Raw genomic sequence first — 24,465 nt, forward strand, 5'->3', positions numbered from 1 at the left:
TTGATCACTGCTGCTCTATGGGAAGGAGCAGCGAAAAGGTGCTCCCCTCCCCAAGCCGGCTCTCCACCTCGATGGTGCCGTTATGGGACTCGGCAATCCCCAGGCTGACCGAGAGACCGAGGCCAGTCCCCTTGGTCGCCTCCTTGCTCGTGTAAAAGGGGGTAAAAATCTTCGACAGGTTCTCCGGGGCGATGCCGACGCCGTTGTCCCTCACGCTGAGGACGGCCCACTTCTTCCGGTCCTTCACCAGCAGCGCCGTCGCCACCGTGATGACCTTCTCCTTGCGGTCGACCTCCCCGAGCGCATCCCGGGCGTTGATCAGCAGGTTGGTCAGCACCTGCTGGATCTGGGAGCCGTTGGCGGTAAGCCGCGGCAGGAAGGGGGCAAGCTGCTCGACAATTTTGATCTGGTTCCGGTTGATCTGGTACTGGATCATGCTCAGAACCCGCTCCACCTCGGCATTCAAGTCGATGTCCGTTACCGGCGGCTGATTCTGCCGGGAGAAGGTCAGCAGGTTCTGGATGATCCGTTTGCAGCGCAGGCCCGAATTGACTATGTCTTCCAGCACCTCGGCCCGGTCGTACTGGGCATCCTGCTGGAGCTCCCTGAGGAGTAGCTGCGCCGTGCCGATGATGACGGTCATGGGGCTGTTCAGCTCGTGGGCCACCCCGGCCGTCATCTCTCCGAGGGCCGCCAGCTTTGCCGTCTGGACCAACTGCGCCTCCATCTTGGTCTTGTCGGTGACATCCTTGATGATGATCGTCACGGCCAACAGCTGCTTCTCTTCGTTGAACACCGGGTAGTAGGAAATATCGAGGAGCAGCCCCGCGTCGGTCTGCCAGCGCTGGAAAACCGGTTTCCCGGTCCGCTGGACCTCCTTGATGGGGCAGTTCTCGCAGGGATGGGTGCGGCCGTGGAGCCTGGCAAAGCACTTGTTGCTCACCGCCTGGTTCCAGAATCCGCTCATTGCCGGAGAAAGCCGATTGTTGTGAAGCAGGACGTTGTAGTCGGTGTCCACCAGGAAAATCGGGTCAGTAACCGCCAGGAAGGTCTCCTCCCACTCCTTCTTGGCCCGCGAGACCTGCTTGTAGAGCCGGGCGTTCTGGATACTGATGGAGAGCTGGTCGGCCAGATGCTGGACAAAGCTGAGATCCGCCTCGTTGTAGGCGCCGTCGATGATGCTGGCGACAATGAGGGCGCCGATCACCTCGTCGCGCTGGAACATCGGCGCAATCGCCAGGGACCGGAGCGGCCCCGGATAGTTGGGATTGATCTGAATGTGACTGAGTTCTTCCGGCGTCAGGTTGTAAATCCCGGCCTTCCTGTTACTGATAACGTTCAGCGTCGGTGAGTGGGCAGGGAAATTGTCGATTCTGCAGAAATCCCGCGGCATCAGGGCCATGAGCCGCAACTCGCCGTCACGGACCCTCACGAGACCGAGAAAATCGCAGGGAAGGGTCTGGGGAAACTTGGTGAACGCCCGTTCGAGGATATCCTCCATGGACATGTCGATGTTGATGTCGCGCGTCAGCTGCTGGAGGATCTCCAGGCGGCTGTTCTGCTTGAGGATCTCCTGGTTGCGCTTTTTCAGCTCGATATAGTAGTTGAGCTTGGAGGAGTCGACCCCGGTCAGCTGCTCAAGGAGTTTTTCCCTGTTTTCCATGGCTTTTCCCTGTTACATCGCCTTGCGAAATATTTTCTCGATGTCCTCCACCGTCGCATTGCGGGGGTTGGTCACCAGGCAGGCATCGTTCAAGGCGTTGCGGCTCAACAGCGGTATGAACTCCTCCCGCAGCCCCATGGCGCCGAGCCCCTTGGCAAGACCGATGTCGGCGATCAACTCGCGGATACCTTCGATGGCCAGCCAGGCTCCCTCCTCCGCGCCGGTGTTGCGCACGTCCTTCCCCAGGGACCAGGCGATATGCTTGAACCGCTCCGGGCAGGCCGGGAGATTGAACTCCATGACATGGGGGAGGATCGAGGCGTTGGCCTCGCCGTGGTGCTGGTCCAGGAGGCCGTCCACCTGGTGGGTCATGGCGTGGGTGGCGCCAAGGATGGCGTTGGAGAAGGCGATGCCCGCCGTCAGGCTCGCCATGGCCATGTTGGTGTTGGCCTCCATGTCACCCCGGTCGGCCACCGCCCGGCGCAGGTTGGCCGCGATGAGCTGGATCGCCTTGCAGGCGTGGATGTCGGTCAGGGGGGTAGCCGCCAGGGAGACGTAAGACTCGATGCCGTGGGTGAGGGCATCCATGCCGGTGGCGGCCGCCAGCTTCGCGTCCTTGGTCCTGAGAAGCTCCGGATCGACGATGGCGATATCCGGCACCAGGGATTTGGAGATGATGGACATCTTCAGCTTCCGCTCGGTGTCGACGATGATGGCGAACTGGCTCACCTCGGAACCGGCTCCGGCGGTGGAGGGAGCGATCACCATCGGCGGGAGCGGCCGGGAAATCCTGTTAATCCCCTCGTAGTCGCGCAACTCCCCCCCGTTGCTGGCAAGGATGGCCACTGCCTTGGCCACGTCGGTGGGGCTCCCCCCACCGACGGCGACGATGGCGTCGCACCCCGAGGCCAGGTAGTGCCTTGCCCCCTCCGACACCTCGAAATCCTTCGGATTGGAGGTGAGGGACGAATAGATTTCCGTTTCCAGGCCGACGGCATGGAGGTAATGGAGCGCCTTGTCAACCCAGCCGGCGTTGATCACATCCTCGTCGCTGACCAGAAACACCTTGGAGGCGCCGATCCGGGCGGCGCTCTCGCCGATCTGGCTCAGGGAACCCTGGCCGAAGATGATCTCCGGCGCCACGAATTTGCTGATGTTCACAGTGTCTCCTTCACGGGGAACGATACGTTTACAGCCGTATACAGGTGCAATTCCCGTGCAAAACCCGCCAACTGAACGTTTACGGCACAATGCCCGCAACGGCTCGCCAACATTGTTCCATTTTGGAACCATGTCTATTGTTCCATTTTAGCGCATTGCGTTCCAGGATGGTACGAAGAATATCTTCTGGGTGGACTGATGCCTCGCGTCCCTTCGATTCAGTAGTTATGGAATATGTGTCCTGGCTGCCCAGGTGCAAATCGAAAATGAGAAAACGGCTGCCTGGCTACTTTGCGGCCTTGTAAGGTGGACATGGAATCATCGAAATCCTCATCAGACAGAAAAGCCCGCTTTCGGCCACGGGCTTTTCGAACTTTTCGAAGGGGGGAGTTTGAAGGAAGGGGAGTTAAGGAATCAGAAATCAACCCGCCATATCGATGATGCCACCTCTGCAAGACGAATCTGGCGTGCCTGGATTTTGCTTTCATTCCACTCGTCGTAATGCTCGGCAATCGCCTTTGTTATCTGGAAATCACTGGTCGCGTAGATTTCCCGCTTCTTTTCATACTCTCCATTGCCCAGCTGCCGGTTTTCCTTCGCCTCCAACGGGGTCATGTTGCCAAGGCGGTATATCAGCCTGTCCTGCTTTGCCTCTTCAATGTATGACCAGACTTCCGAAGGGCTTTCAGGCAAAACATGTTCGAGATTATAGGTCGCGCTTTCAAAATCGAAATCCTGCCCTGATTGCTGCCGCTCTATCTGGAACAGTATGTAGCGGACAACCTTGCGGTTCCTGGTGTTGGTAGTCCGCAATTCCTTCTCAGCGAATGCTGCCTTGAATTGACGGTCGTCAGGATAAATCTCTTTCAGGACGTTCAATACCGCCGGTGTCGAACCGAGAGAGCCGTCAGTAATCTTCCAGGCCGCTTCGTTGTAAGTGCGTTCCTGATCATGCGTCTGCAGGTTGCAGATTACGTTGTAACGGAAAGAAATGACCGCGACTGCCCGAAGTATCCTGGTGAATGTTATTCGATCCGTTGCGGCGAACCGCTCATAACACGCCAACAACATGGCCAGCGGCTGGCGTACATTGAACATCAGCAGTTGTTGTAACGCCTGGTATTCGTCATCATTCCAGAATGGTTTCTGGGGATCCCGCAAAGCGGCATACACTTCCGCGCTGCTATCCAGCCCGCGCAGCAGTTCGAATGCCTGCTCACGGGTATTGATCTTGCGGCGAATTGTCTTGAACAGATCGGCTTTTCGCACCAGCCGGTTTTTGCTGTTCCAGTAGACCCGTAGAAACTCCGGGAAACTCTCACTCCCCAGCAGTCCTACGATACGCTCCCAGCGCTCTTCCAGAGCTTTCAGTTCCGTTTCGTGCGAATCGCCGGAACTGATCACCGAGAACAAGTAGTTTTTGAGCAGGTCTGTTGCCGATAGCCGAACGCCACGGGCATTGAGGGTTTCAAACACCTTGAAGGCATTCAGTTCGTCGGTGACTGTGATTACCGTAAAAAAGAGCTTATCCACCAGGCTGTCGATAAAGGAAGCCAGTTTTTCACCGCTGTCTACTTTTTGCCCGGCATACCCCTTGACCTTGTCCTTGAACCAGATGAATGCCTTGCGCAGTTGATGTTCCGATGCGTTCAAGCCGCGTTGCGGCAGGGATTCCAACGGCACCAGATAGGTTTGATAAAAGCGGTTGTTATGGCGGTTAAGTTCGAGTTTTGAGCGGGGCACCAGGGAAACCGGGTCCACATAGCCGATATAGCTGTTCTGCAGATTATCCCTGCGCCGCTGGTTCTTGTCCGGATCAACGTCCGCTGCCACCAGGTCTTTCAAGTGGCCAAGCGCGGCCAGGATCATGACACTGATGGTTGTCAGGCGCTGCTGTCCGTCGATGATATCAAAACGCTTACTGTCCGGAGACTGCAACACCAGATACCCCATGTAATGGGCAGGCTCACCGTCGGCATCAAGCAGGCCAAGCATATCCTGCCATAAATCGTCCCACTCATCTTCGCCCCAGGAGTAGTCGCGCTGGAAGGGTGGTACCCGATAGACAAGGCCATTTCCCAACAACTGACGAAAAGTCTGGTTTGCAGTATTGAAGTTCATCGCGGACATATCTTGCTCCTCCCCGGCATCCAGCCCAGATCCTTCTCGAGCGCATTTTGAAAGTCCCCACCCTGGTGCAGGATGTCTAATCTTTCACGTTAAGGGCGCCCCCCTTTTTCTCCATTATCAGCTAGCCTTAACTGCCTCGTCCGGTACAAGACAGACTCCAGCCCACAACCGACCGCCTGGGCGTATTTACATACTCATCTCATAACATGTTTGTTACATGCCTTCAAGATGCTGCCAGGGGGTTACGCTAGGGAAGATAAATCAGGTCGCACCCGCGGCACTTCCCGTACCGCTGCGCCGGGAGGAAAACGTTGATGGTGAGACAGTGGGGGCACTGCCAGAAAGCAAAGCTGGTGACTTCCCGGCCGGCGAGGGTGCTGAACAGCCAGCGATAGTAGGCATCCCAGTCGTACTTCGGAGGCTGCGCGGCCTGTTCAACCAATTGTTCCAGCAGCATGGGAACCTCCCTTGTCGTCTGGCATCAGTGTACACCACAACAGCCCACAAAAAAACCGCTCCGTCGGCACGAAGCAGACAGGAGCGGTTTTTTTCAGAAACCGGGTCGGCGGCATGTTCCGGATCAAGCCTCCCCGCGGGCTTCGGTGTACTTCAGAGCCGCAGCCCGGATAGCATCCATTCGCCTTTGTTCCGCATTTTCCACGAATGAACAGAACGCCTCGCGCATGATATCCGAGGCGCTCATTTTCTTCTTTTCCATGAGCCGCCGGATCTCCTCCATCTGATCGTCGGTGACCCGTACCGATATGACCGTCGGCTTGGGGTTCACGCTGACCGGTTTTCCCATTATTCACCTCCTGACCATGAAATGACTGCATCCGGCCTCGCCGGTTTTTCTCAGACAACCTGCGACAGGTAGTGGCAAGTTCAGTACCAATAGCCCCACGGGACAGGGGCCGGTTTCCGGCGAAAATGGAGCCAAGCCGGCGACTGCCGAGGCTTTTCTAATTTGCTGCCGGCGAACGACCAAAGGGAGCACCAGGGAGAGGACAGGGGGGGCGTGGTGTTCCACAACATCACAACCGTTCCAGAACAGAACGCGAGCCTGCACCAATTCAGAACAGCGTTAACGTAGAGCCACATCCCCGATTTGCCCATCAAAGCTAACCTCAAAATTCAATTGTTGCTGTGAATTCAATTAATTACCACCGCCTATCCCCTCCCCCTCCAAATTTGGTATGCGGCTTGCCTTAGTCCCAAACAGCCGTTCTAAAAAACCGTATGACAACTGACAGGTTGAACAGAGAAAGTTTTCACCGCAGTGGCAGAACGCCACACACCAACAAGGAGGAAGTACACATGGCACTGGCAGATCAGACTTTCGGATTCTTTATTCCCACCGTTACGCTCATGGGGGTCGGCTCTTCCAAGGAGACCGGCGCGCAGGTAAAGGCGCTGGGCGCCCGGAAGGCGCTCCTGGTGACCGACAAGGGGATCTCGGCCATGGGGATGGCCGACCAGATCAAGGAGCAGGTGGAAGCCGCCGGCGTCGCGGTCGTCATCTTCGACGGCGCCGAGCCGAACCCCACCGACACCAACGTCCACGACGGCGTCAAGGTCTATCAGGAGAACGGCTGCGACTCCATCATCTCCCTCGGCGGCGGCAGCTCCCACGACTGCGCCAAGGGGGTGGGCCTCGTGATCGGCAACGGCGGCCACATCCGCGATTTCGAAGGGGTTAACAAATCCACGAAGCCGATGCCCCCCTTCGTCGCCATCAACACCACCGCCGGCACCGCCTCGGAGATGACCCGCTTCTGCATCATCACCAACACTGACACCCACGTGAAGATGGCCATTGTCGACTGGCGCTGCACCCCGAACATCGCCATCAACGACCCGGTCCTCATGCTCGGCAAGCCCGCGCCCCTCACCGCCGCCACCGGCATGGACGCCCTCACCCACGCGGTCGAGGCCTACGTCTCCACCATCGCCACCCCCATCACCGACGCCTGCGCCCTCCAGGCCATCAAGCTGATCGCCGAGTACCTGAGCCCGGCCGTGGCCAATGGCGACAACCTGGAAGCCCGGGACCGGATGGCCTACGCCGAGTACCTGGCCGGCATGGCGTTCAACAACGCGAGCCTCGGCTACGTCCACTCCATGGCCCACCAGCTGGGGGGCTTCTACAACCTTCCCCACGGGGTCTGCAACGCCATCCTGCTGCCGGCGGTTTCCGAATTCAACGCCATCGCCTGCCCGAAGCGGTACGCCGACATCGCCGTGGCCCTGGGCGAAGACATCACCGGCCTTGCCCCCCTGGATGCCGCCGCCAAGGCCATTGCCGCCATCCGCAAGCTCTCGGCGGCCATCGGCATCCCGGCCGGCCTCAAGGAGCTGAACGTGAAAGAAGGGGACCTGAAGGTCATGGCCGAGAACGCCAAGAAAGACGCCTGCCAGCTGACCAACCCGCGCAAGGCGACCTTGGAGCAAGTGATCGGCATCTTCAAAGCGGCGATGTAGACGGCTGCCGCTTTCGCGCAATCCCGGCGTTGCCCTTCGCGATGCTCTTGTGCGGCGTAGCGCTGCTACGCCTCCGCGGCATCACTCGGACGCCTTGGCCTTGCACGAATTCGACACCCGTAATAGTTGCAGATAACAACCAACACTCTCCGAGCCTCCCGGCCTAACAGGGAAACCTCACGGCCCAGGGCCACCGGGTGCCGCCGGAAACGGCGGCGCCTCCCTTTCGGAAAGGAGAACCATCAATGAGAAACGCTATCTATAGAAAGGGAGCAATCAGTTCATGGATAAGATAATCCGCGTAAACATGGCCGACCTGAGCACCAGGATCGAGGCGGTCCCCGCTGAATGGGCGGGGCTTGGCGGCCGCGGCCTGACCTCGACCATCGTTGCCGCAGAGGTCCCCCCCACCTGTCACCCCCTGGGCCCCAGCAACAAACTTGTCTTCGCCCCGGGACTCCTTACCGGAACGCCGGCCGCCAACTCGGGCCGCCTCTCGGCCGGGGCCAAGAGCCCCCTGACCGGCACCATCAAGGAGAGCAACGCCGGAGGCACCGCGGCCCAGATGCTCGCCCGCCTTGGCATCAAGGCGCTGATCATCGAGGGAATCCCCAAGGCCGATGCCTGGTACAGCCTCCACGTCTCCATGGACGGGGTGACCGTTCAGGAAGAAGCGGAACTGGTGGGGAAAGGGAATTTCGCCGTCATCGAGGCCCTTGAGGCCCGCCTCGGGAAGAAGACCGGCATCCTCACCATCGGCCCGGCCGGCGAGCTGAAGATGACCGCAGCCAACATCTCCGTCAAAGACCCGGACAGCAAGATCCGCAGCCACGGCCGCGGGGGGGTGGGGGCCGTCATGGGCTCCAAGAAGATCAAGTTCATCTCCATCAACGACGAGGGGGCCCCCAAGGTTCCGATCGCCGATCCGGAGAAATTCAGGACCGCCTCCCGGGCCTTTGCCAAGGCGCTCCTGGACCACCCCGTGAGCGGCGAAGGTCTCCCCACCTATGGCACCAACGTCCTGGTCAACATCCTCCACGAGGCGGGAGGGCTGCCGACCCGGAACTTCACCGCAGGGCAGTTCGACAGCCACGACAAGATCTCCGGCGAGACCTTGCACGAGACCATCGTCGCCCGGGGGGGCAAGCACAAGCACGGCTGCCACGCCGGTTGCATCATCCAGTGCTCCCAGGTCTACCACGACAAGGAGGGGAAATACGTCACCTCCGGCTTCGAGTACGAGACCATCTGGGGGCTCGGCGCCGACTGCTGCGTTGACAACCTGGATGATATTGCCAGGGCCGACAACCTCATGGACGACATCGGCATCGACTCCATCGAGACCGCCGTCATGTTCGGCGTTGCCATGGAGGCGGGCATTCTCCCCTTCGGCGACGGTAAAGGGATCATCCGGCTGCTCGAAGAAGAAATCGCCAAGGGTACCGCGCTGGGCCGCATCCTCGGCGGCGGAGCGGGCTCCGTGGGCAAGGCCTACGGCGTCACCCGGGTACCGGTGGTTAAGAACCAGGGGATTCCGGCCTACGACCCCCGGTCGGTGAAGGGGATCGGCATCACCTACGCCACCAGCACCATGGGGGCCGACCACACCGCCGGCTACACCATCGCCACCAACATCCTCAACGTGGGGGGGTTCGTGGACCCGCTGAAGAAGGACGGCCAGGTGGAGCTTTCCCGCAACCTCCAGATCGCCACGGCAGCGGTGGATTCCACGGGGATGTGCATCTTCGTCGCCTTCCCGGCCCTTGATATCCCCGAGTGCCTGCCGGCCTTGATCGACATGATCAACGCCCGTTTCGGCATCAGCCTCACCGGCGACGACGTGACCAACCTGGGGAAATATATCCTGAAGACCGAGCGGCAGTTCAACATCGCGGCCGGATTTACCAGTGAGCACGACCGCCTGCCGGAGTTCTTCAAGACCGAGCCGGTGGCGCCCCACAACGCCGTCTGGGATTTCAGCGACGCCGAGATCGACGAATTCTGGAACTTCTGAAACGCCGGCGCGGACACCTCCCGTGTCCGCGCCCTTTACCAAGGCAAGGCCAAGGGGCCGTGGGGGAGAAGCGCAATGGAGATCACCGTAAAACTGTTCGCCATGTTCCGTGTCGGGCGTTTCGCCGCGGGCACCTATAAATACCGGGATGGGATTACCCCGGCGGACATCGCCGGCGAACTGAAGATCCCGGAAAAGGACGTGGGCATCGTCCTGGTCAACAGCCGGCACGCCAAACTGGACCATCGGCTGTTCGAGGGGGATACCCTGTCGCTGTTCCCCCTCGTGGGAGGGGGGTAAGATGGAGCTGTACGACTTCATCACGGCAGCGGCGCCAGGGGGCCTTTTCCCCTGGACTGCCCAGGTGGAGGCCGCCGAGCGGTTCGGCCTCACCCTCGGCCGTGTGGAAGAGGCGGCCCTCGAACGGGGCATCATGCCGGCTCGCTACCAGCGCAACCGCCGGACCATCACCGTCGACAACCAGCTCCGCCTCTGCCGTAGCTGTGCGGTCATCATCGGCAGCGGCGGCCTCGGAGGGTACCTGATCGAGGAACTGGCCCGCCTCGGGGTGGGAAACCTCGTGGTAGTGGACCCCGACATCTTCGAGGAGCACAACCTGAACCGCCAGATCCTTTCCTCCCCTGCCCTTCTCGGAAAGCCGAAAGCAGCGGTCGCGGCGGCCCGCGTGGCCGAGGTCAACCCGGCGGTCGTCGTCACCCCCCTTCAGATTGCGTTCTCCCGCGAAAACGGCCAGGGGATACTGGCGGGGTCCGACGTGGTGATGGACGGCCTGGACAGCATCGCCACACGCCTTGAACTGGCGGAATGCTGCCGAGGGCTTTCCATTCCCCTCGTGCATGGCGCCATCGGCGGCTGGTACGGGCAGGTGGCCTCCCAGCTTCCCGGGGACGACATCGCCCCATCCCTCTTCGGCAACTGGTCGGAGCCGAAGGGGGTTGAATCGCAGCTCGGCAACCCCTCCTTCACCCCGGCGGTGGTGGCAAGCCTCCAGGTGGCCGAAGCCTGCAAGATCCTCTTGGGTGAGGGGGAATCGCTCCGCCACCGGATGATCTACGTGAACCTCCTCCACATGGAATTCGACGAGGTGCTGCTCGAACCGTCACGGACCGCGGTGGGGGAATGAGCCGTTATAACGTCTGGACACTCCTTCCATTTGGTGATAATCAGCATATTTCATTTTATCAGTTGACACGAATTACTTAATCTGGTACCTTAATACCAGTTTTTAAAAATACTAGTTTTTTCTCCGATCCGTCATACCTACCAGGCGCAAAGCCTCACGGTATGCGGTCAACGGGTTCCGCTGGAAACGGCGGTGCCTCCCTTTTGGAAAGGAGAACTCTTTATTCCCCTTCGTGGGGTATGGGGCCTCTTTCCGTTTGGAGAGAGGCCCTTTTTGTTGTGCACCGGCAGGCATGCCCTGTACCGGCATGGTGAGCGCGGCTCATTACTATCAACCCCCAGGAGGAACACATGAAACACAGAAACATCGCAGCAGTTTCAGCCATTCTTGCGGCCACTGTGGCCTGCACAACCACGGAGGCCAAAACCTTGGAGGACATCCTCAAAGAAAAGGGTGTCATCACCGAAGCCGATTACAAGGAAGTGACCAAGAGCAAAGCGTTCGATTACAAGGTTGGAAACGGCTTCACCCTCACCTCCCCGGACGAGAAGTTTCAGCTTACCCTCGGTGGTCGGCTCCAGACCCGCTACACCTTCACCGACCTGGAGGAAAACAGTGCCTCGAAACCGGACACCAGCAAGTGGGAGGCTAAACGGATCAAATTCTGGCTGAAAGGCTACGCCTTTACCAAGGACCTGACCTACCTCTACCAGGTGGATTTCGCCAACAGCGGCTCCTCCAAAATGCTCGAGCACGCCTACATGAACTACCGGCTTATCGACGAAGTGCAACTCCTTGCCGGCCAGACGAAGGTTCCCTTCGGCCGCCAGTGGCTGAACTCCTCCGGAAGCCAGCAGTTTGTGGACCGCTCCATGGCCTCCGACATGTTCCGTCCGGGCTACGACGTGGGGGCGAAGCTCCACGGCGACATCATGAAGGGACTCGCCACCTATGAGTTCGGTGTCTACGGTGGCGCTGGCCAGAGCACCGTCCGCAGCTCCAACGACAACGCCATCGCCGCCCGGGCCACCATCAACCCCTTCGGCAAAATGGCTTACTCCGAGGGCGATCTGGACCAGAGCGCCAAACCGCTTCTCTCCGTTGGCGGTAACTACTACCGGAACACGATGGCGGCTACATACAAGGCTGCGTCGGGAACCACTCCCGCTTCCACCACCCTCGAAACCAACAACATCACCCTGGCCGGCACCAGCGGCTGGCTCGGCAAGGGCTTGGGCACCTTCACCACCAATGAGAAGATCGACGTCAACACCTGGGGCGTGGACGCCGCCTTCAAGTGGCTCGGCGCCTCGGCCCAGGCCGAATACCTGATAGGTCAGGCCGACGGCCAGACCAGCAACAAGACCCTGAGGGCCCACGGCTTCTATGCCCAGGCGGGCTACTGCATCATTCCGAAGACCCTGGAAGTGGCCTTCCGCTACTCCTACGTGGACCCCAACCGTGACAAGGCCAACGACCTGATCACTGACACCCAGGGGGCGGTTTCGTACTACTTCAGTAAGCACAACCTGAAGCTCCAGGCCGACGTCACCAACACCCACAACCAGGGGACGGGGAAGACCGACGACAAGCAGTACCGGCTCCAGGCCCAGATCATCTTCTAGTACCGGCGCAGGATGCGGCGGAAACAGGGCCACCCGCCGCATCCTTACCCGGAAGAAATGGGATCGAGATTCAACGGCTTCAAATGCAGGGAAAAATGATATAGTAACCCCAAAATGACACCTCATTCCGCCAACCATAACCACACGCACAAGGAGATTGTATGAATTCGCTGCGCGGCATTATCCTTACCCTCGTTGCCTTGGTAGTCCTCTGCGGCGCCGCCTCGGCCGAAGAGCGCCTCAAGATGTCCACTACCACCTCCACCCAGGACTCGGGGCTGCTGAAGGTGCTCCTCCCCCCCTTCGAGAAAAAGAACAACTGCAAGGTTGACGTAATTGCCGTGGGGACGGGGCAGGCCCTGAAACTGGGTGAAGCCGGCGACGTGGACGTGGTCTTCGTTCACGCCCGCAAACTGGAGGACAAGTTCGTGGCCGACGGCTTCGGCGTGAACCGCAAGGATGTCATGTATAATGACTTCGTCATCATCGGTCCCAAGAACGACCCGGCCGGCATCGCCAAGGCGAAGACCGCCGCCGAAGCCCTGAAGCTGATCGCCGCCAAGCAGGCCACCTTCGTCTCCCGGGGCGACAAATCCGGCACCCACATGAAGGAACTGGAGATCTGGAAGGCCGCCGGCACCGACCCCAGGGGGAGCTGGTACGTGGAGGCGGGCCAGGGGATGGGGCCGGTCATCACCATGGCCACCGAGCGGCGCGGCTACACCCTCGCCGACCGGGGTACCTATAACGCCTTCAAGGGGCAGAAGACCGACCTCGCCATCGTCTTCCAAGGGGAGAAGGGGCTCTTCAACCCCTACGGAATCATCGCCGTGAACCCGAAAAAATTCCCCCATGTGAAGTATGACCTGGCCATGAAATTCATCGACTACGTCACCGGCCCCGAAGGGCTGAAGATCATCTCCGGCTACAAGGCCCACGGCGAGCCGGTGTTCTTTATCTACAGGAAGTAGTTTTTCTTCTGGATTCTGACTCCTGAATTCTGTGATAGTGCACAAATGGACTTTTTCTCCGAATCTCTCAGAACCGCTCTGGAACTGATCACCTCCCGGGACCCTGACGTGGTGAGCGCGGTAACCGTTTCGGTGGTGGTGTCGCTCTGGTCGACCCTCTTCGCTTCCCTGGCCGGCGTACCGGCCGGGGTGGCGGTGGCGGTGACGGAGTTCACCGGCAAGCGGGCCGTAGTGACGCTTCTCAACACCCTCATGGCCCTGCCGACGGTGGTGGTGGGCCTTTTCGTCTACAGCCTCATCAGCCGCCAGGGACCGCTGGGAGGGTTCGGAATCCTTTTCACCCCCTGGGCCATGGTGGTGGGCCAGACGCTCCTGGCGATCCCCATCGTGGCCAACCTGACCATGAGCGCCATCAAAGGGGCCGACCCACGCATCGTTCCCACGGCCCTCACCCTGGGGGCCGGACCATTCGAGAGCATCCGCCGGCTGGTGGTGGAGATGCGTTTCGGGATCATGGCGGCGGTGATCGCCGGTTTCGGCCGGGTCATCGCCGAGGTGGGGGTCGCCATGATGCTCGGCGGCAACATCCGGGGGTACACCCGCACCATGACCACCGCCATCGCCATGGAGACCGGCAAGGGGGAATTCGCCCTGGGGCTTGCCCTGGGGCTCATCCTCATGACAGTGGCCCTGATGATCAACATGGCCCTCAACGCCCTGCAGCAGAGGTAACCCTTCGTGAGCATCCGCTACCGGCTTGACAGCATCCAGACCTCTTACGACTCCCGGACCGTCCTGGACATCGGCCAGCTCACCCTCCGTGCGGGCCGCCTCTACATCCTCACCGGCGCCAACGGAGCGGGAAAAAGCACCTTCCTCTCCCATCTGGCCCTTCTCACGGCGCCGACATCAGGCGAGATCGTCTTCGAGGGGGAGACGGTGCACTGGAGCAACAGCGCCCTCCAGCGCCAACGGCGTGACGTGACCCTCGTCCACCAGTCCCCCTATCTCTTCACCGGCAGCGTCGCCGCCAACGTGGCCTACGGCCTGAAGCTGCGCGGCGTCCACGGCGACGGCCTGAAGCAGCGGGTCGAGGAGGCGCTGGCACTTGTGGGTCTTGCCGGCTTCGGGCACCGCCGCTCCCGGGAGCTGTCCGGCGGCGAGGCCCAGCGGGTGGCCCTGGCCCGGGCACTGGCCCTTGAGACTAAGGTGCTCCTCCTGGATGAGCCCCTCGCCAACGTGGACCGCAACACGAGTGACCTGCTGGAGAACATCATATCCGCACTCCCCGCGCGGGGGACCACCGTTGTCATGACCACCCACGACCCTGAGCATCTGGAGCGCCTGAAGGGCGAACGCATCCACCTGGCAGCGGGCCGTCTCGTCGCACCGCAATCGTTCAGCACCACATCTGTCGAGGAAGGAGAAATCCAACCGTGCCGTCTTTCACCGAAGCCCGCAACATCATTCTCGATCGCGTAACCCCACTCGGCATCGAGCGGGTGGGGATTCTGGAGGCCGCAGGCCGCGTCCTGGCCGAGGAGGTGGTGGCCCCCTGGGAGATGCCCCTCTGCGACAACTCCGCCATGGACGGCTTTGCCGTGCGAGCCGCCGACTGCGCAGCCATCCCGGCAACCCTGAAGGTGACCGGCTATATCCCGGCCGGCGGCGAGGTGACCGGAGCAGTGGAGCCCGGCTGCGCCATCCGGATCATGACCGGTGCTCCCCTCCCCCCCGGCTGCGACGCCGTGGTCCCCGTGGAGGAGACCGAGGACAACGGCGCTGCCATTCGGGTCGTTGCGCCCGTGAAGGAACGCCAGCACATCCGCTTCAAGGGCGAGGACGTGGCCACCGGTGAGACCGTCATTCCGGCGGGCACCCTTATCCAGCCCCCCGAGGTCAGCATGCTCGCCTCCTTCGGCAAGGCCCTGGTGCCGGTCTTCCGCAAGGCCCGCGTCGCCATCCTCTCCACCGGCGACGAGCTGATCGAGCTGGGCGAGCCGCCGGTGCCGGGCAAGATCATCAACTCCAACACCCTGTCGCTGGCGGCGGCGGTGCGCCAGTGCGGCGCAGAGCCGATCGTCATCGGCATCGCCCGGGACAACCGGGAAAATCACCGGGAAATGCTCGCCGAAGGGCTGAAGGCCGACGCCCTCATCACCTCCGCCGGAGTTTCCGCCGGCGACCGGGACCTGGTCCGGGACGTCCTGGCGGAGATGGGTGTAGAGCAGATCTTCTGGAAGGTGGACATGAAACCCGGCGGCCCCACGGCTTTTGGGATGCACGGGGCGAAGCCGGTTTTCTCGCTTCCCGGCAATCCGGTCTCCACCATGGTCACCTTCGAGCTCTTTGCCCGTCCGGCCCTGCTGCGGATGATGGGGTACCGGCGCGTGGTGCGCCCTTTTGTCAAGGCCATCCTCCGGGAAGACGCGAAGAAGAAACCGGGCAAGGTCAACTTCCTCCGGGTCCAGGTGACGGTGCAGGAAGGGCGCTTCGTGGCCTCTACCGCAGGCGACCAGCACACCGGAATCCTCAGGACCATGGTCAGGGCCAACGGCCTGGCGCTGCTCCCCCTGGAAGCGTCCATCGTCCACGCCGGGAGCGAGGTGGACCTGATGCTCCTGAGGGACGATGTGACCATGCTGGAACGCTAAGGGAGATTACCGATATGTCCTTCAATCACTTCGACGACCAGGGCCGGGCCATCATGGTGGACGTGAGCGGAAAACAACCGACCCTCCGCACCGCAACCGCCGCCGCCACGGTGGCCATGAAGCCCGAGACGCTGGCAGACCTCCTGGCCGGACGGACCACCAAAGGGGATGTCCTGGGCGTGGCGCGACTGGCGGGCATCGCCGCCGCCAAGAAGACCCCGGAACTGATCCCCCTCTCCCACCCGCTGGCCATCCACCATGCCGCGGTTGACTTCGAGACCGAACCGGAGACCGGGACCATCACAGTGAAGGCAACGGTACGGGCCTTCGAGCGGACCGGCGTGGAGATGGAGGCCATGACCTCGGCGGCGGTGGCGGCCCTCACCATCTATGACATGTGCAAGGGAGCCGACAAGGGGATCACCATCGGCGATATCCGCCTTCTCTTCAAGGAGGGGGGGAAGAGCGGCACCTGGCAGCGGGAGGAACCGGCATGAGAGCGGCAATTCTCACCTTGAGCGACAAGGGTTCCCGGGGAGAGCGGGCAGACGCCAGCGGCCCGGCCCTCTCTGCCTGGCTGGCGGAACGGGGGGTCGAGACCGCCCATACGGAGATCATCCCCGACGAGGCGGATCTCATCACGGACAGGCTCAGCCAGTGGGCGGATTCGGGCCTCTACGACCTGATACTCACCACCGGCGGCACCGGGGTATCTCCCCGCGACGTCACCCCCGATGCCACCATGAAGGCCCTGGACCGGGTGATCCCCGGCTTCGGCGAGGTGATGCGGATGAGGAGCCACGAAAAGACCCCCCACGCCATGATCTCCCGGGCCGTGGCCGGCATCCGGGGAGAGGCCCTTATCATCAACCTCCCCGGCAGCCCCAGGGGGGCCATCGAGAACCTGGAGGCGGTCTGGCCGGCGGTACCCCACGCCGTGGAGAAGATCCAGGGGGACACCCGCGACTGTGCCCCCACCCCCTGAACGGCAAACGCCCTCCACCCTTCTAAACCCGGCCCAGGCCGGGTTTTTTGTTGACCAGCTTCCCCGCATGGACTATAAACTAGAATTCCGTTTGAATTTAGACCAAGGAGGATCGACCATGGGCCTGATGGACCAAATCAAGGCTAAAGCCCGGAACAAGCTGCAGACCATCGTACTCCCGGAGAGCTACGACGACCGGATGTACGCCGCTGCCCAACAGATCGTCGAACAGGGTTTGGCAAGGGTAGTCATGCTCGGCAACGCAGACGCCATCACGAAGAAAGCCACCGGCCTCGGCGCCGACATCTCCAAGGTCGAACTGATTGATCCGGCTTCCTCCCCAAAGCTCAACGACTATGCCGACGCCCTCGTGGAACTGCGCAAGAGCAAGGGACTCTCGAAGGAAGAGGCTCTGAAGCTTCTCACCGCCGCCGACAACCTCTACTATGCCGGCATGATGGTCCGGCAGGGGGACGCGGGAGGCGAAGTAGCCGGCGCCACCGGCACCACCGGCGACGTCCTCCGGGCAGCTTTTCAGACCGTTGGGCCGGCCCCGGGAATCAAGACGGTATCCTCCTTCTTCTTCATGGTAACCAAAACCCCGAGCTTCGGCGAAAACGGAATCATCTTCTTCGCCGACTGCGCCGTAAACCCCAATCCCGATGCCCAGGCCCTGGCCGACATCGCCGTGGCCACGGCCAGAAACTGCAAGGCATTCCTCGACGTGGACGCCCGGGTGGCCATGCTCTCCTTCTCCACCAAGGGGAGCGCCAGCCACACCGACGTGGACAAGGTCCTCAAGGCCATGGAACTGGCCAAGGGCATCGACCCCACGCTCCAGATCGACGGCGAACTCCAGGCCGACGCGGCGCTCCTCCCCAAGGTGGGTGAGCGCAAGGCCCCTGGCAGTGCGGTGGCCGGCAAGGCCAACGTCCTCGTCTTCCCTGACCTGGACGCCGGCAACATCGCCTACAAGCTCGTGGAGCGCGTCGCAGGCGCAGAAGCCATCGGCCCCATCATCCAGGGACTCGCCAAGCCGGTTAACGACCTCTCCCGCGGCTGTTCCGTGGATGACATCGTCAACGTTGCGGCAATCACGGCAGTTCAGGCACAAGGCTAGCCCGCAGAGAGATTCTGAGCCGAAAATGAAAAACGGCCGCCAGGCACGATGCCCGGCGGCCGTTTTTTCGTTGAAGTCCGCATAACACAGAAAGGCCGCCATGGAAACCCACGGCGGCCTTTTTCCAGACAGGGTCAGTTCACCTGTTTGCTAGGACCGAACGAAGTCCTGCCGCGCAAACGAGTAGTCAAAGTTCATGTGGTCGGTGTAGGTGCCATCGAGTATGGCAACCACGTCCTCGGTAAAGACAAGCTCCTCGTCGGTGGGAATGACGAAGACCTTGATGGGGGAGTCATCGGTGGTAATGAGCGTCTCCCGTTTTCTGGTCATGGCGCTTTTGTTCCGCTCACGGTCCAGTTTGATCCCGATACCTTCGAGCCCTTCAATGGTCTTCTCCCTGATGGGCCACCCCATCTCACCGACGCCGGCTGTGAAAACCACCGCATCGAGACGGCCGAGCACCGCCATGTAGGTGCCGATATACTTCTTAAGGCGGTACGCTTCGATCTCAAGGGCAACCTTGCAGCGATGATCGCCATTATTGGCGTTCTCGATCACATCGCGGCGGTCGGTGAAGCGCCCGGTCACGCCCAGCACCCCGCTCTTTTTGTTGAGAATGCTGTCGATTTCCTTGGCGGAAAGGTTTTCCTTCTGCATCATGAAGGCAGGAATAGCCGGATCGATATCGCCGCACCGGGTGCCCATAACCGCCCCTTCGAGCGGCGTGAGCCCCATGCTGGTATCGATGGACACCCCTCCCCTGATGGCACAGTGGGAAACACCGTTGCCGATATGCATGGTGATGATGTTGCAATCCGAAGGTTTTTTGCCAAGCAGGACAGCGGCCCGCTTCGACACGAAGAGGTGAGAGGTCCCGTGGAAACCGTAGCGGCGGACGCCATATTTCTCATACCACTCGTAGGGAAGCGGGTAGAGATAGGCATGCTCGGGCATTGTCTGGTGGAAAGCCGTATCGAAAATGGCAACGTGCGGCACTAAAGGGAGGACGGCCTGGGCCGCCTCGATACCGGCGATGTTCGGCGGGTTATGGAGGGGTGCCAGGTGCTGAACATCCTTGACGGCATCAAGCACCTTCTCGTCAATGAGAACCGAGCGGGTGAACATTTCTCCACCGTGGACAACACGGTGGCCAACCGCGGAAATCTCATTGATATCCTTGAGGACACCGTGCTCCCCATCAACGAGGGTCCTGATAATCAGATCGATGGCCACCTTGTGGTCGGGGCACTCATATTCCTTCCGGTAGGTTTCACGGCCCGGAACCTCGTGCATGATGAACGAGTCGCCGATAATGACCCGCTCCACCATACCCTTGGCGACGACCTCTTTCTTTTCCCAGTCGAACAACTGGTATTTCACCGAGGAGCTGCCGCAGTTGAGGGCGAGAATTACCATCACATCCTCCTAAATTGAGTAAAAATAAAAAACGTTAAACAGTAATAAAACGTGGAATATCAGGATAATTTCAAATACCGCAAGTCGCAAGCCCCAAAAAATAAAACTGTTTTTTATATATACAACACAGGTGGCTCAAATTCAAGTTTTTTTGTGAACTCCAACTCTGGGGCAGCACCTTTCTGCTGGACTTCAGGAACCCGCCGTGCTATGTTTACGGATAATTTGGCTCAGACCAAAAACCTTTATAAGGAGGTAGGACCAGTGGCTCACGTTATTTCTGATGACTGTACTAACTGCGGTTCCTGTGTCGATTCCTGCCCGGTGAACGCCATCGCCCCGGCCGGTGACAAGCACAAAATTGACGGCGACACCTGCATCGACTGTGGTGCCTGTGTCGACACCTGCCCGACCAGCGCCATCAGCGCTGCTTAATTCGTCAGGTTTCAGCATGCGAAGCCGGTCCGAGCAATCGGAACCGGCTTCTTTTTTTGCGCGTCCATAAAAAAAGGCCGGAACGAATCCGGCCTTCAATCAATTATTTCTCGAACGCTACTGGCTTGCCACTGTCGAACCGACCACCTCTACAGCGTAATCGACAACATCCTTCGGGATTTTGGCAATCACGATAACAAAAGGTATCCGCTTGCCCGCCTGGACGCCAAGGTTCGCGAGAGAATCGCCGAACTGGTTTCCCATGGCCGCTTCAATCCGCGCGAACGGAAGTGTTTTTATCTGCTCGTCGGTGAGATTGTTGCCGCAATAGGCAACCTTCTGCACCACCGCCTGACCACCTGCCGCCAACAGCGCGCCGCGAACCTGAATGGCAGCCCGGGGCTTGCGGTAATTATTCACCGCCTCCCCACGGATGACAAACACCTCTCCAGCCTCGGAATTGACAAGATAGGTGCCGCCAACCTTATCGAGGGAAATCACCCCCTCCTCGCGACCCTCCACACCAAACCACTCGGCAAGAAAACCGACACCCAGCCTGTTGAGGAGCTCCGGCCCCTCTTTGAAAAAATAAAATCCGAAGCCGGCAAGGGCGACGATCACGAGAACTGAAAACGCAATGACAACGGACGGCAAGAACGATCTCCCTTTACGGCGCGATGCAATGCTCAGGGGTGGAGCTTCGCCCTCGGCCGCCGCCGCAGGGAGGATGGGTGGTATCTCTGTTACCGGGAGTTCCTCGCCCGCGGGTTTGCCCATAGGCGCACTTTCCGGTTCTGAAGCGGCAGAAACTGAAAACAGGTTTTCACCGCCACTGACTGACTCCGCTTCAGCATCCTCAATCCCGAAATCTATTTCGCCAAAGTCAACATCACCGGTCGCTGACTCTTCCGCTTCGGCATTTTCTCCGTAAACAGCCGCGTCAGCCTCTTCGAACTCGAAAGAGATCTCCTCTTCTTCCGATCCTTCGACGCCAGAAGCAGACGCACCGGTCGCTGCGGCAAAAGCCTCGGGGCTCACCTCGCCAAAACTGATCTCTTCCTCTTCGATGGTGCCGCTCCCTGCCCGCTCTTCTCCCCCCTCGGACATGGCCGAATCGGAGGCTAGAAAGCCCGCCTCACCAGAGATGGCGGCAGCAGCAGAATCATCCTTCTCGAACTCGAAGCCGCCGAACGCCTCTTCCGGACGAGTGTTCTCCTCGAAATCCGCCATCGGCTTTTCCGGCTCTGCGGGCTCGATGCCGACTGAATACCCCTCCCGATCTTCGGATGATTCTGCAACGACCGATGGCGAAAACTCTTCCGGGGCACCACTAAAGGGAAACGGTTCTTCAGCAGGGGGAGGCGTTGCTGCTTCCAATGCCTGGTCTGCGGGCATGGCGGTAGCAGTCGCAACCGTCCCGGCACCCGTGGCAAGTTCAGTACCTGCAGTGGGCGAGCCCAGCCCCTGGAGAAGAACATCAAGATCACTTTCCTCGACTGGTGCCTCTTTCTTCACCACGAAAATGTGCTTGCACTTTGAGCACCGGACCTTGATCCCGGCATCACTGACTTTTGAATCGTCGAGCCTGAATCTGGCTTTGCACTGTGCACACTGTATAATCATCTGTCACTCCGCAGGTGGAAAGTACCTGTCAATGGGCAAACCTACACAAAGGCGTGATTTTCGGCATTTTCTATAGCAGAGAAAAGGACTTAGGTCAAATCATTATGGTCACCACATCCCCTTTGTGCTATATACGTGAAGAGTATGAATCCAGGCTTCCCGTTAAGCCAATCCCCTTCGGGCAAGGAGCAAACGATGATCCGCCACCCTCTTCACACCCTTACAGTTGTTGCATTCCTGATCCTGACATTGTCTCTTCCGGCATTTGCCGCCCCGGTTCTGGAAGTTGACAGGCCGGTTTTCGATTTCGGCTCCATATCACAGGGCAAAAAGCTCGAGCACGTCTTCAAGCTCATGAACAAGGGAGATTCCCCCCTCACCATCAACAGAACGAAGACGTCATGTGGCTGTACTGTTGCAAATGTTTCAACAAAGACCATTGCCCCGGGGAAAAGCGCGGATCTAAAAATATCCTTTGACTCGGCAAATTTCGGCGGCAAGGTAACCAAGACGATTACCGTTGAAAGCAATGACCCTGCTTCGCCCACCACAACCCTTACCATCAAGGGAAACATCAACGAAGAACTGGTGGTGACCCCACGCCAGATAAATCTTGGGCAGACCAAGGCGGGAAGCAGCAAGGAAGCCTCCGTTGCCCTGGAAAATCATGGCGAAAGGACCGTCAAGATACTCTCGGTCACCACTCCCATGCCCCAGGTAAAGGCAACCATTAAGAAACACGCCCTTAAGCCGGGAGAAAGGACCCAGCTGTCAGTGACTGTCTCGCCCCGCCCCGAAGACCGCTTCCTGAGCGGGTTCATCATCATTGCCACTGACATCCCGGGCAAACCGGAAATAACGCTTCCCCTCTACGGGTCGGTTGCAAAGTAGCCTGGGGCGTCACTGGTCCCGCAGGTCCTGGTAGGCCCTATCAAGATTCACATCCAGGAAGGCCTTATATCCCGGCATCCCTTCATGGGCGGGCAGCCTGAAGAGCTTCTTTGTCTCGGCCAGGGTCTTGCCTGCCTCCATATGGCGCAGGACCTCTGTCAGGAAATCCTTGAAGAAGAGCCGGAAGCGCCTGAGGCCTGACCGGTCTGTCACCTGGCCGAGCCCCGGGACCACGTATTGCGCCCCCACGGCCTCCAAGGTCTCCAGGGTGATCACCCAGTCCCGCATATGTCCTTCGCCCATATAGCCCACCACGTCGTTGTAAAAGAGATCCGAGGCAAAGAGAATCCCTTCGTTGGGGAGAAAGAGAAACACGTCCCCCTCGGTGTGGCCGAAGTCGGCACTACTGAGGACAATGGTGGTGTTGCTCCTGAGAAGGGTCAGCCCCTTCTCGAAAAAGGTAACGGGGTTGCGCAGCGGCCGGGTTTCAGCCTTCAGCGCCTGCCATGTCTGCCATGACGTGATAATTTCGACATTGGCGGGGAAATCGAAATCAACGTAGTTGAAACCCTTATGGTGATGGGTGAGGATGACCGAGCGCAACGGGAGCGGGGTAATCTCGGCGATATCGGCAATGAGTTCCTTTATCCCTTCGGGAACAAAGTGGGCGCCGGCAAGGATAACCTGATGGGGGGTGATGATGATGAGGGCATTGCTTGCCGCCTTTCCCTCCGGAAGGGCAATGGCGGCGAACACCCCCTCGTCGACCAGCTTTATCTCATAGTTTGCGGCTATTGCGGGCCGACCGAGTAAACCCAGGAGCACCGTAAGGGTCAGAGAGAGAAGAAGCTTTTTCATGGACCTCACACCCGTTTTTTCTGACCAGTGTAACAAAAGAGGCCACAAAATGACAGCGTTGCTCAGGCATCGACTAATTTGAGGCGAACGAAACTTTTTCTTGAGAATTTTAGCGCTGTAGTGTATCAATGGAAATTCCACGGGCGGTTAGCTCAGCTGGATAGAGCGCAGGCCTCCGAAGCCTGAGGTCGTACGTTCGAATCGTATACCGCCCGCCAGCAATAACAAGGGGTTACGCAAAAGCAGCGTAACCCCTTTTATTTTTTGAATTCCCTTTTGAACACCCTGGGGCAAAGCAGGGGATTCTTGCCCCCCGTAAAACTCCTCTCTCCGCAGTAATTGGTCCAGCTACGCGCAACATCGGTGAACTGTTTCCGGGCTTCCTCATAAACCCCATTAGGTACATGACCATTGGTGACTAACGTCAGAGCTTCGGTCCAGGCCAATGCAGCCTGTTCCCGCTCAGTGTAAAACGGTGATTCCCGCCAGGCATCCAGTTCGTAAAGCCGCTGCTCGGTTTCACCTCGCGCCCGGGCATCCTTCGAATGCATGTCGATGCAATAGGCACAACCATTGATCTGCGATGCCCGCAGCTTTATCAGGTCGAGCAGTGGGCTTTCCAGACCGCTCTTTTCGACCTGATGTTCTAGACACATCATCGCTCTGTATACGTCAGGCACCACTTTGACATATTCGATTCGCATCCGCTGCCTCCTTGCATGAAGTCTCCCCTGTCAATCCGTGGGGCTTTTATACTTACCTCCTCCAGGTAAAAGTTTAGGCGCCGAACACGTTCGGCGCCCCTTGGACACGTAACAACCTGTATTCCATTGTATGTTGCACCAAGGGTACTATGCTTCCCCAGGAATGCAACCAAGCGGACAATTGATCCGCTGGCAAAGAGGACCAGGACAAGATTCCGGCGAAGGAAGGCATCAGGCCTAACCTCTCATCATTTTTGGCGGGCGGTCACATGCCGCCCGCCAATTTAATGATTTCGCATAGTTGTGACCGGAATTTTTGTTTGCAAACATTTTGCAAACATTTTTTTTGGAGTCCCTGCTATTCCAGGATAGCGTTGACAGCTTCTCGAAGTGGTATACTGTTAACACCAATTAAAAGGCCTGTGAATGTGCATTCACAGACCTTTTTCTGGCTCGAAATTTATGGAAGGCCGAAATTCGTTGCCCTCCCCCGAAAGCGATGGGAGAAAAATGTAGAGTCTTTCGTTTTTTAGTTGAAGCGCCTTTGGTTGAGGAGTCCGCAGTGCTGGTGGACTTTCAGAAGGAAGTAG

Annotated in this window: 23 protein-coding genes, 1 tRNA gene and 2 riboswitches; of the genes, 15 read left to right on the forward strand and 9 right to left on the reverse strand. The window is 59.4% G+C overall.

Going from position 1 to position 24,465, the window contains the following annotated elements:
* Positions 1-4: 4 nt before the first annotated feature.
* The 5 genes from KJB29_RS12960 to KJB29_RS12980 all read right to left on the reverse strand — a co-directional run bounded on the left by KJB29_RS12960 (position 5) and on the right by KJB29_RS12980 (position 5,759).
* Positions 5-1,663 carry a GAF domain-containing sensor histidine kinase gene (locus KJB29_RS12960; protein ID WP_215734909.1) on the reverse strand — a complete coding sequence of 553 codons (1,659 nt, stop codon included), beginning with the start codon at positions 1,661-1,663 and terminating at the stop codon, positions 5-7.
* 12 nt (positions 1,664-1,675) lie between these two features.
* The gene (locus KJB29_RS12965) at positions 1,676-2,824 is read right to left on the reverse strand and encodes an iron-containing alcohol dehydrogenase (protein WP_215734910.1); all 1,149 of its coding nucleotides are present in this window, start codon (positions 2,822-2,824) and stop codon (positions 1,676-1,678) included.
* A gap of 414 nt (positions 2,825-3,238) precedes the next feature.
* Positions 3,239-4,954 (reverse strand): DUF262 domain-containing protein, encoded by a 1,716-nt coding sequence (locus KJB29_RS12970; protein WP_215734911.1) that lies wholly within the window; start codon positions 4,952-4,954, stop codon positions 3,239-3,241.
* Between the two features lie 247 nt (positions 4,955-5,201).
* Complete coding sequence (locus KJB29_RS12975; protein WP_215734912.1) at positions 5,202-5,411, reverse strand: hypothetical protein; 210 nt, start codon at positions 5,409-5,411, stop codon at positions 5,202-5,204.
* 123 nt (positions 5,412-5,534) lie between these two features.
* Entirely contained in the window at positions 5,535-5,759 is a 225-nt protein-coding gene (locus tag KJB29_RS12980) for a ribbon-helix-helix protein, CopG family (RefSeq protein WP_004513220.1), read from the reverse strand.
* A gap of 512 nt (positions 5,760-6,271) precedes the next feature.
* On the opposite strand from KJB29_RS12980, the gene KJB29_RS12985 reads away from it, so the two are divergent.
* From KJB29_RS12985 to pta, 12 genes are all read left to right on the forward strand, one after another.
* Positions 6,272-7,435, forward strand: coding sequence for an iron-containing alcohol dehydrogenase (locus tag KJB29_RS12985; RefSeq protein WP_215734913.1), 1,164 nt, complete (start codon positions 6,272-6,274; stop codon positions 7,433-7,435).
* Between the two features lie 135 nt (positions 7,436-7,570).
* Positions 7,571-7,688: riboswitch (molybdenum cofactor riboswitch) on the forward strand.
* A 30-nt stretch (positions 7,689-7,718) separates the two neighbouring features.
* Entirely contained in the window at positions 7,719-9,449 is a 1,731-nt protein-coding gene (locus KJB29_RS12990; protein WP_215734914.1) for an aldehyde ferredoxin oxidoreductase family protein, read from the forward strand.
* A gap of 75 nt (positions 9,450-9,524) precedes the next feature.
* Entirely contained in the window at positions 9,525-9,749 is a 225-nt protein-coding gene (locus KJB29_RS12995) for a MoaD/ThiS family protein (RefSeq protein ID WP_004513217.1), read from the forward strand.
* A 1-nt stretch (position 9,750) separates the two neighbouring features.
* Positions 9,751-10,593 (forward strand): HesA/MoeB/ThiF family protein, encoded by an 843-nt coding sequence (locus KJB29_RS13000; protein ID WP_215734915.1) that lies wholly within the window; start codon positions 9,751-9,753, stop codon positions 10,591-10,593.
* Between the two features lie 109 nt (positions 10,594-10,702).
* Positions 10,703-10,823: riboswitch (molybdenum cofactor riboswitch) on the forward strand.
* A 120-nt stretch (positions 10,824-10,943) separates the two neighbouring features.
* Positions 10,944-12,218 (forward strand): porin, encoded by a 1,275-nt coding sequence (locus tag KJB29_RS13005; RefSeq protein WP_215734916.1) that lies wholly within the window; start codon positions 10,944-10,946, stop codon positions 12,216-12,218.
* A 161-nt stretch (positions 12,219-12,379) separates the two neighbouring features.
* The gene (locus KJB29_RS13010) at positions 12,380-13,189 is read left to right on the forward strand and encodes an ABC transporter substrate-binding protein (RefSeq protein ID WP_215734917.1); all 810 of its coding nucleotides are present in this window, start codon (positions 12,380-12,382) and stop codon (positions 13,187-13,189) included.
* Positions 13,190-13,234: 45 nt separating this feature from the next.
* A complete protein-coding gene (locus tag KJB29_RS13015; protein ID WP_215734918.1) occupies positions 13,235-13,921 on the forward strand; it encodes an ABC transporter permease in 687 nt (228 codons plus the stop codon).
* A 6-nt stretch (positions 13,922-13,927) separates the two neighbouring features.
* Positions 13,928-14,671 (forward strand): energy-coupling factor ABC transporter ATP-binding protein, encoded by a 744-nt coding sequence (locus KJB29_RS13020; protein WP_215734919.1) that lies wholly within the window; start codon positions 13,928-13,930, stop codon positions 14,669-14,671.
* Positions 14,626-15,843, forward strand: a complete 1,218-nt coding sequence (locus KJB29_RS13025) for a molybdopterin molybdotransferase MoeA (protein ID WP_215734920.1) — start codon at positions 14,626-14,628, stop codon at positions 15,841-15,843. The genes KJB29_RS13020 and KJB29_RS13025 overlap by 46 nt, the downstream gene beginning before the upstream one ends.
* Positions 15,844-15,857: 14 nt before the next feature.
* A complete protein-coding gene (moaC, locus tag KJB29_RS13030) occupies positions 15,858-16,340 on the forward strand; it encodes a cyclic pyranopterin monophosphate synthase MoaC (RefSeq protein WP_215734921.1) in 483 nt (160 codons plus the stop codon).
* Positions 16,337-16,828: a MogA/MoaB family molybdenum cofactor biosynthesis protein gene (locus tag KJB29_RS13035; RefSeq protein WP_215734922.1), complete on the forward strand. Its 492-nt coding sequence runs from the start codon at positions 16,337-16,339 to the stop codon at positions 16,826-16,828. The genes moaC and KJB29_RS13035 overlap by 4 nt, the downstream gene beginning before the upstream one ends.
* A 118-nt stretch (positions 16,829-16,946) precedes the next feature.
* Positions 16,947-17,948, forward strand: a complete 1,002-nt coding sequence (gene pta / locus KJB29_RS13040) for a phosphate acetyltransferase (protein WP_215734923.1) — start codon at positions 16,947-16,949, stop codon at positions 17,946-17,948.
* Positions 17,949-18,098: 150 nt separating this feature from the next.
* On the opposite strand, the gene KJB29_RS13045 is transcribed toward pta, so the two are convergent.
* Positions 18,099-19,364, reverse strand: coding sequence for an acetate kinase (locus tag KJB29_RS13045; protein ID WP_215734924.1), 1,266 nt, complete (start codon positions 19,362-19,364; stop codon positions 18,099-18,101).
* A gap of 264 nt (positions 19,365-19,628) precedes the next feature.
* Here KJB29_RS13045 and KJB29_RS13050 point away from each other — a divergent pair, with 264 nt between their 5' ends.
* A complete protein-coding gene (locus KJB29_RS13050) occupies positions 19,629-19,799 on the forward strand; it encodes a DUF362 domain-containing protein (protein WP_004513206.1) in 171 nt (56 codons plus the stop codon).
* Positions 19,800-19,916: 117 nt separating this feature from the next.
* Here the strand turns inward: KJB29_RS13050 and KJB29_RS13055 are convergent, their stop codons facing one another.
* A complete protein-coding gene (locus KJB29_RS13055) occupies positions 19,917-21,422 on the reverse strand; it encodes a DUF3426 domain-containing protein (protein ID WP_215734925.1) in 1,506 nt (501 codons plus the stop codon).
* Between the two features lie 195 nt (positions 21,423-21,617).
* Between KJB29_RS13055 and KJB29_RS13060 the strand changes: the two genes are divergently transcribed.
* Entirely contained in the window at positions 21,618-22,313 is a 696-nt protein-coding gene (locus tag KJB29_RS13060) for a DUF1573 domain-containing protein (RefSeq protein ID WP_215734926.1), read from the forward strand.
* Positions 22,314-22,322: 9 nt separating this feature from the next.
* Here the strand turns inward: KJB29_RS13060 and KJB29_RS13065 are convergent, their stop codons facing one another.
* The gene (locus KJB29_RS13065) at positions 22,323-23,171 is read right to left on the reverse strand and encodes an MBL fold metallo-hydrolase (RefSeq protein WP_004513203.1); all 849 of its coding nucleotides are present in this window, start codon (positions 23,169-23,171) and stop codon (positions 22,323-22,325) included.
* A gap of 141 nt (positions 23,172-23,312) precedes the next feature.
* Here KJB29_RS13065 and KJB29_RS13070 point away from each other — a divergent pair.
* A tRNA-Arg gene (locus tag KJB29_RS13070) sits at positions 23,313-23,389 on the forward strand.
* A gap of 39 nt (positions 23,390-23,428) precedes the next feature.
* Here KJB29_RS13070 and KJB29_RS13075 read toward each other — a convergent pair.
* Positions 23,429-23,875, reverse strand: coding sequence for a carboxymuconolactone decarboxylase family protein (locus KJB29_RS13075; RefSeq protein ID WP_246561315.1), 447 nt, complete (start codon positions 23,873-23,875; stop codon positions 23,429-23,431).
* Positions 23,876-24,465 lie beyond the last annotated feature (590 nt).

This window comes from Geobacter grbiciae, assembly GCF_018531165.1.
Taxonomy (GTDB): domain Bacteria; phylum Desulfobacterota; class Desulfuromonadia; order Geobacterales; family Geobacteraceae; genus Geobacter; species Geobacter metallireducens.